The organism is Caulobacter sp., from assembly GCF_035254145.1.
GTDB lineage: Bacteria > Pseudomonadota > Alphaproteobacteria > Caulobacterales > Caulobacteraceae > Caulobacter.
Genome location: NZ_DATFAV010000289.1, coordinates 1 through 7,283, shown reverse-complemented (window position 1 = coordinate 7,283; position 7,283 = coordinate 1). Strand labels below are relative to the sequence as shown.

The window sequence follows — 7,283 nt, the reverse complement described above, 5'->3', positions numbered from 1 at the left end:
GGTCCGCGTCGGCGACCGCATCCGCTCGCTGATCCTGCGCGTGTCGGCCGAGACCCGCGGCCCGCAAATCTTCCTCTCCCGCGCCCATCCCGACTTCATGAAGAAGCTGTTCGCGCAGGAAGTGCCGGAAATTTACGATGGCATCATTGAGATCAAGGCCGCCGCCCGCGACCCGGGTTCGCGCGCCAAGATCGGCGTGATCAGCTACGACAGCTCGATCGATCCGGTCGGCGCCTGCGTCGGCATGCGCGGCAGTCGCGTGCAGGCCGTGGTGAACGAGCTGCAGGGCGAGAAGATCGACATCATCCAGTGGTCGGAAGACGAGGCCACCTTCATCGTCAACGCCCTGGCCCCGGCCGAAGTCTCCAAGGTCGTCATGGACGAGGAAGACGAGCGCGTCGAAGTGGTGGTGCCGGACGAACAGCTGTCGCTGGCCATCGGCCGCCGCGGCCAGAACGTCCGCCTGGCCTCGCAGCTGACCGGCTGGCAGATCGACATCATGACCGAAAGCCAGGAGAGCGAGCGCCGTCAGCGCGAGTTCGCCGAGCGTACGGCCCTGTTCCAGGAAGCCCTGGACGTCGACGAGGTCATCGCCCAGCTGCTGGTCACCGAAGGCTTCGCCGCGGTGGAAGACGTCGCCTATGTCGAGCCGCACGAGATCGCCTCGATCGAGGGCTTCGACGAGGAGACCGCCGACGAGCTGCAGACCCGCGCCCGCGAATTCCTCGAAAAGGAAGCCGCCGAGCTGGACGCCAAGCGCAAGGCCCTGGGCGTCGAGGACGGAGTCCTGGCCATCGAGGGCGTGACCCTGGCCATGGCCGTGGCCCTGGGCGAGGGCGACGTGAAGACGGTCGAGGATCTGGCTGGCCTGGTGCCCGACGACATGCGCGGCTGGTTCGAGACCAAGAACGGCGAGCGCGTGCGCGAGCCGGGCATCCTGGAGACCTTCAACCTGTCGCCGGAAGACGCCGAAGCCCTGATCATGCGCGCCCGCGTCGCCATGGGCTGGGTCGAGGCTCCGCCGGAGCCGGAATACGAAGAGGTCGAGGGCGAGTTCGAAGGCGAGGGCGAGGAAGCCTCCGTCGAGGAGCCGGCCGCCGAAATCTCTTCGGAAGAAGAAGCCCAAGGCTAACCCCAATCCGATTTCCCCGGCGAAAGCCGGGGCCCAGATCAAGCCCTGCTGACGCTCCGGATGGATCTGGGTCCCGGCTTTCGCCGGGAAGGTCGGAAACTTTTCGAGCGTTATGAGCACCGATCAGGCCCCCAAGACCCACGCCGAAGCCAACCGCCTGCGCAAGGACATCGTCCTGGGCGAGGCGACCGACGAGGCGCGTCTGATCCGCTTCGTGGCGGGGCCGGATGGCGCGGTGGTTCCGGATCTGGCCCGCAAGCTGCCGGGGCGGGGAATCTGGGTCGGCGCGGATCGGGACTCGATCGCGACCGCGGCCAAGAAGGGCCTCTTCTCGCGGGCCGCCAAGACCAAGCTGACCGCCGCCCCCGACCTGGCCGACCAGGTCGAGGCTCTGCTGGCCCGGCGCGTCCTTGAAGGACTGGGTCTTGCACGGAAGGCCGGGAGCATTATCTCGGGATACGAGAAGGTGGTCGCGGCCCTGGGAACGGGCAAGGTCGCCTGGCTGATCGAGGCGTCGGACGGCGCCGAGGACGGTCGCCGCAAGATTTTATCCGCCGCCCGAAAGGCCCCGACCCCGCCCCGTTTGCTGGGCGCATTCAATTCGGATGAATTGGGTTTGGCCTTGGGTGGGGAGAATGTGATACACACCGCTCTCCTTGCTGGACGCGGCATCGATCGCTGGACATTGGATGTCGAGCGTTTGTCAGGCTTCCGCCCGCTTTTGCCTCCCGAATGGTCGGCGAACGGACGCGAGGAAAGCTAGAGCTTTTCCATCCCACCGGACGCCTCCGGTGAGCCGGTGGGATGGAAAAGCTCTAGAATCTTTGAAGTCGGGCACGGCTATTCGGGTCGTGCTCGTGAGTGAAGGGTCGGGAAACGCGCTTCCTTCTTGGAAGTACGTCCAGGCCCCTTTCTCACATGGAACATACGGTTTTTTAGCCGGGTACCGCCCGGCGGAAGTACAAGCGAGCGCATGAGCGACGACAACGAAAACGGCCGACCCGGCGGACGAGCCCCGATCACGCTGAAGCCCCGTCAGGGCTCGGTGAGCGCAGGGGTCGTGAAGCAGAGCTTCAGCCACGGCCGGACCAAGACGGTGGTGGTGGAAACCAAGCGGACGCGCCCCCACGCGCCCGTGACCGGCAATCTTGCCGCGCCGTCTTCAGCCGAGCGCCGTCACACGCCCGACGCGTCGCCGGCGGCCCCGCGCTCCTCGCAACCGCAGGGCGGCGGTGGCTCGGCCGGAGGTCTTTCGCAAGACGAGCTGCGCGCCCGCCAGCGTGCGATCGAGAGCGCTCAGGCTCGCGCCGCCGAACAGCACGCCGCCGAGGCTCAAGTTCGCGCGGCTCAGGAAGCCGCTCAGCGTGAAGCGGCCGCCAAGGCCGCGGCTGAACGCGCGGCCCAGGAAGCGGCCCGCGCTCCGGCCCCGGCTCAGCCCGTGGCCCCGCCGGCGGCTCCGGTCGTCCAGGCCCCTGTCGCCTCGGCTCCCGTCACTCAAACGCCAGTTGCTCAGGCTCCAGTTGTTCAGGCGCCGGTCGCTCAGGCGCCCCAGGCTCCAGTGACTCAGGTTCCGGCCGCGCCGCGCGCCGAGGCTCCGCGTCAGGACGCGCGTCCGCCCTCCTCGGGCCAGACCCGCACCTACGAGCCCAGCCGCGACCGCCGGGACGATCGTCCGAGCACGACGACCTACCGTCCGGCTCCGCAGGGCGACCGTCCGTTCAACCAGCGCGCCCCGCGTCCCGACGCCGGCGTCAATTTCGGCCAGCGCGCGCCGCGTCCGGAAGGCGACCGTCCGCGCGGTCCGCGTCCCGAGGGGGATCGTCCGCAGGGTGATCGCGGCGGCTACCGTGGCGACCGTCCGCAGGGCGATCGCCCGCAAGGCGACCGTCCACAACAGACCGTCCGCTACTCGGCCCTCGCGCCGCGCCCGGCGCCCGGCGCCCGTACGGGCCCTGGCGGCCCGCCGCGCGGCCCGCGTCCTGGCGTTCCCGCCTCGGCTCCGGCCACGCCGGAAATCCAGCGCGCCATGCGCTCGGCGCCGCGTCCCGGCGGTGAAGTCAGCCGCCGTCCGGACGAGGACGACGATCGTCGCAAGAGCGCCGCGCCGAACAAGGCTGTGTCGCGCGTCAAGGGCGCCCCGCAGCGCCGCGAAGGTCGCCTGACCATCCAGGCCGTGGCCGGCGACGGGGATTCCGCCGATCGGATGCGCTCGCTCGCCTCGGTCCGCCGGGCTCGCGAACGTGAAAAGGAAAAGCGTCGCGGCGGCGTGGCCGAACAGGCCCGCGTGGCCCGTGAAGTGGTCATTCCCGACGTCATCACCGTGCAGGAGCTGTCCAACCGGATGGCCGTGCGCGGCGTGGACATCATCAAGTTCCTGATGCGTCAGGGCGTGATGCTGAAGATCAACGACGTCATCGACAACGACACCGCCGAGCTGGTGGCGACCGAGTTCGGTCACACCGTCAAGCGCGTCTCGGAATCCGACGTCGAAGAAGGCTTCATCGGCGCCGAGGACATCGACGATCACATGGAGCCGCGGCCTCCGGTCGTGACGATCATGGGTCACGTCGACCACGGCAAGACCAGCCTGCTCGACGCCCTGCGCTCCACGGACGTGGCGGCGGGCGAAGCTGGCGGCATCACCCAGCACATCGGCGCCTATCAGGTTCGCCTGAAGGACGGCCAGCGCGTGACGTTCCTCGACACGCCCGGCCACGCCGCCTTCTCGCAAATGCGCGCTCGCGGCGCCAACATCACCGATATCGTCGTGCTGGTGGTGGCCGGCGACGACGGCGTGATGCCCCAGACGATCGAGGCGATCAAACACGCCAAGGCCGCCGAGGTGCCGATCATCGTCGCCGTCAACAAGATGGACAAGCCGGGCGCGGACTCCACGCGCGTGGTCAACGAGCTGCTGCAGCACGAGATCGTCGTCGAAAGCCTGGGTGGCGACACCCAGCTGATCGAGGTCTCGGCCAAGGCCCGCACCGGCCTGGACGAGCTGCTGGAAGCGATCCTGCTGCAGGCCGAAGTGCTCGACCTGAAGGCCAACCCCGACCGCACCGCCGACGGCGTGGTGATCGAGGCCAAGCTGGACAAGGGCCGCGGCGCCGTCTCGACCGTCCTGGTCAACCGCGGCACGCTGAAGCGAGGCGACATCGTCGTGGCCGGCGCCCAGTTCGGCCGCGTGCGCGCGCTCCTCAACGAGCGCAACGAGCAGCTGACCGAAGCCGGTCCCGCCACCCCGGTCGAGATCCTCGGCCTGGACGGCGTGCCCTCGCCGGGCGAAGCCTTCGCCGTGGTCGAGAACGAGGCCCGCGCCCGCGAGCTGACCGAGTACCGCATCCGCCAGAAGCGCGAGAAGTCGATGGCCCCCGTGGGCGCCGGCGCCTCGATGGCCGACATGATGGCCAAGCTGCAGGACAAGAAGCTGAAAGAACTGCCGCTGGTCATCAAGGCCGACGTGCAGGGTTCGGCCGAGGCGATCATCGGTTCGCTGGACAAGATGTCGACCGACGAGGTCCGCGCGCGGATCATCCTGTCGGGCGCCGGCGCGATCAGCGAAAGCGACGTCATGCTGGCCAAGGGCGCTGGCGCGCCGGTCATCGGCTTCAACGTCCGGGCTTCCGCCCAGGCGCGGGCCTTGGCCGAACGCGAAGGGGTCGAGATCCGCTACTACGCGATCATCTACGATCTGCTGGACGACATCAAAGGCGTGCTCTCGGGCATGCTGGCCCCGATTCAGCGCGAAACCTTCCTCGGCAACGCCGAGGTCCTGCAGGCCTTCGACATCTCGAAGATCGGCCGGGTCGCTGGCTGTAAGGTCACCGAAGGCGTGGTCCGCAAGGGCGCCAAGGTTCGGATCATCCGCCAGGACATCGTCGTCCTGGAACTGGGCACCCTGCAGACGCTCAAGCGCTTCAAGGACGAGGTCAACGAAGTCCCCGTCGGTCAGGAGTGCGGCATGATGTTCGCGGGCTTCCAGGACATCAAGGTCGGCGACGTGATCGAGTGTTTCACCGTCGAAGAGATCAAGCGCCAGCTCGACTAGAGCAGGTCGCCAGATCGAAACTTTCAGGGGGCGCGGATCGCAAGGTCCGCGCCCTTTGTGTTTTGGCGGGACCTGACGACTGGAAATCGCCCCAATCGGAAGGTACGGTTTTGTATGCGCATCAAAGCCCTTCTCGCTCTGACCGCCGTCGCCGCGACCTTGAGCGCCTGCGCGACCGTGGACCGCTATGACGCCGCCGGCGACGTGCACGACCTGCTGATCGCCATCCGCGACAATGATCGGGCCCGTTTCGACGCCCACGTCGACCGCCAGGCGCTGAAGGGTCAGATCGAGGCGCGGCTGATGGATGAGGCCCGCCAGCGCCGGGCCGGCGATGGCGTGATGGCCCTGGCCGCCATCGCGGCGGGAACGATCGCCGACGTGGCGGGCGAAGCCCTGATCCGGCCGGAGACCTTCCACGCCGCCGCCAACTATTACGGCTACTCGCCCGACCGACCCATTCCAGGGCGCGTGACCATCGCCAGCGCCCTGCGGCCCGTCGGCGACGGCCGGGTCTGCGCGGCCAAGCGCGACGGTCCTTGCCTGCTGACCTTCACCCGCGAAGGCGCCACCTGGCGGCTGACGGGCTTCGATCCGCAGGCGGCGAACCTTCACCTGAAGCGATGAGGACGGCCATCTGGGGCGGCGCGGCCCTGGCCCTGATCGCGGTGAGCGCCGCCAGGGCCGAGACGCGGATGTTCTCGTACGACCCCATCTCACCGGACGCCAAGCGCCTGACCGGCGCGGGCGTCACGATCGTGTTCGATCAGGGCGTGCTGGGCGGCGCGCGGCCGATCAAGGTTCTGGCCACGGGCGTTCCAGCCGAAGCGCGGCTGAAGGGCGGTCGTCAGCGCGACCTGGGTCCCGGCGGCCTCGGCGCGATGGAGGGCGTCGACGCCGATGCGGCGCTCTACGAGGTCGACGCCCAGGCCGCCCAGGGCAAGGTCTATGCGCGCGCCTTCTGCCCCGGCTCGACCCGCCTCTGGCTATCGTTCAGCACCATCGTCGTGCGTCGGGACCTGCGCATCCAGGCGTTCGGCGACGACCCGAAGGCGGCTAAGGACTCCGCGGTTAAGGACTCGGGGGGTAAGGCGCGGCTGTGTGGCACCCTGGACTTCTCGTACCGCGGCGAGTGGCGCCTGCCGAAGGGCCGGGCGCCGGACCCGATGGAAGACTGGACCGACAGCCCCCAGCATCCCGACACCTCGAATTGATCCGTGGCCGCGCTCCCGGTTCCGGTTTAGCCTGATCCGGGGCATGGGAGGGCGAGCGATGCCGGATGATCCGCTGGCGGGGTTCGAGCGCTTCGAATTCAACGACGGTCGCTGGACACGCGAGGTTTTTCGCATCGGTGAAGGCCCGGCCGTGATCGTCATCCACGAGGTTCCAGGCCTGCATCCGGGCGTCCTGGACTTCGCCCGTGACCTGGCCGGGGCCGGCATGACCGCCTTCTGCCCCAGTCTGTTCGGCAAGCCGGGCAAGACCGTGACGCGCGGCTATGCGATCGGCGAGATCCTCAAGAACATCTGCGTTCGGCGCGAGTTCAGCGTCTGGAAGGACGGCCGCTCCAGTCCCATCGTCGACTGGCTGCGGGCTCTCGCGCGGCGGGCCCACGACGAATGCGGCGGCAAGGGCGTAGGCGCGGTCGGCATGTGCTTCACCGGCGGCTTCGCCCTGGCGATGATGACCGAGCCCGCCGTGGTGGCGCCGGTGATGTCCCAGCCCTCGCTGCCGTTCCGCGACCGAGGCGGACTCGACTGCTCGGCCGCCGAGATCGCCTGCGCCAAGCGACGCTTCAACGATGAGGACCTGTCGCTGATCGCCATGCGGTTCCGGTCCGACACGCTGGTTCCGAGCGCCCGCATCGCGCGGCTGAAGGCCGAGTTCGGCGACAGGGTCGAGGTGATCGAGCTGGAGGACGCCGACGCCGCGCCGGGCCAGCCCATGGATCCCCACTCGGTGCTGACCCTGCACCTGCACCGCTCCGTTCCAAACAGCGGTACGATGAAGGCGCGGGACCGGGTGATCGCGTTCTTCCGGGAGCGGACCGGAGCTTAAACCCTTCTCCCGCAGGGGGAGGCGGGGGAGCTCTGGACTTTC

At 68.7% G+C, this 7,283-nt stretch carries 6 protein-coding genes; all 6 read left to right on the top strand.

Annotation, left to right across the window (positions count from 1 at the left end; genetic code table 11):
• Positions 1 to 1,132: transcription termination factor NusA (nusA, locus tag VJ655_RS17450; RefSeq protein WP_324113282.1), on the top strand; the 1,132-nt coding region annotated here is incomplete at its 5' end.
• Positions 1,133 to 1,244: 112 nt separating this feature from the next.
• Complete coding sequence (locus VJ655_RS17445; RefSeq protein WP_324113280.1) at positions 1,245 to 1,895, top strand: RNA-binding protein; 651 nt, start codon at positions 1,245 to 1,247, stop codon at positions 1,893 to 1,895.
• Positions 1,896 to 2,105: 210 nt separating this feature from the next.
• Positions 2,106 to 5,183, top strand: a complete 3,078-nt coding sequence (gene infB / locus VJ655_RS17440; protein WP_324113278.1) for a translation initiation factor IF-2 — start codon at positions 2,106 to 2,108, stop codon at positions 5,181 to 5,183.
• A gap of 114 nt (positions 5,184 to 5,297) precedes the next feature.
• On the top strand, positions 5,298 to 5,810 hold the full coding sequence (locus VJ655_RS17435; protein ID WP_324113276.1) for a DUF2939 domain-containing protein: 513 nt from the start codon (positions 5,298 to 5,300) through the stop codon (positions 5,808 to 5,810).
• Positions 5,807 to 6,397, top strand: a complete 591-nt coding sequence (locus tag VJ655_RS17430; protein WP_324113274.1) for a hypothetical protein — start codon at positions 5,807 to 5,809, stop codon at positions 6,395 to 6,397. The genes VJ655_RS17435 and VJ655_RS17430 overlap by 4 nt, the downstream gene beginning before the upstream one ends.
• A 58-nt stretch (positions 6,398 to 6,455) precedes the next feature.
• Positions 6,456 to 7,241 (top strand): dienelactone hydrolase family protein, encoded by a 786-nt coding sequence (locus VJ655_RS17425; RefSeq protein ID WP_324113272.1) that lies wholly within the window; start codon positions 6,456 to 6,458, stop codon positions 7,239 to 7,241.
• The last annotated feature ends 42 nt before the right edge of the window (positions 7,242 to 7,283 follow it).

What these genes read in the sequence shown, in the direction of transcription:
- VJ655_RS17435 (WP_324113276.1), top strand. Translation starts at nt 5,298, where the DNA reads ATGCGCATCAAAGCCCTTCTCGCTCTGACCGCCGTCGCCGCGACCTTG.
- VJ655_RS17430 (WP_324113274.1), top strand. Translation starts at nt 5,807, where the DNA reads ATGAGGACGGCCATCTGGGGCGGCGCGGCCCTGGCCCTGATCGCGGTG.
- VJ655_RS17445 (WP_324113280.1), top strand. Translation starts at nt 1,245, where the DNA reads ATGAGCACCGATCAGGCCCCCAAGACCCACGCCGAAGCCAACCGCCTG.
- VJ655_RS17425 (WP_324113272.1), top strand. Translation starts at nt 6,456, where the DNA reads ATGCCGGATGATCCGCTGGCGGGGTTCGAGCGCTTCGAATTCAACGAC.
- infB (WP_324113278.1), top strand. Translation starts at nt 2,106, where the DNA reads ATGAGCGACGACAACGAAAACGGCCGACCCGGCGGACGAGCCCCGATC.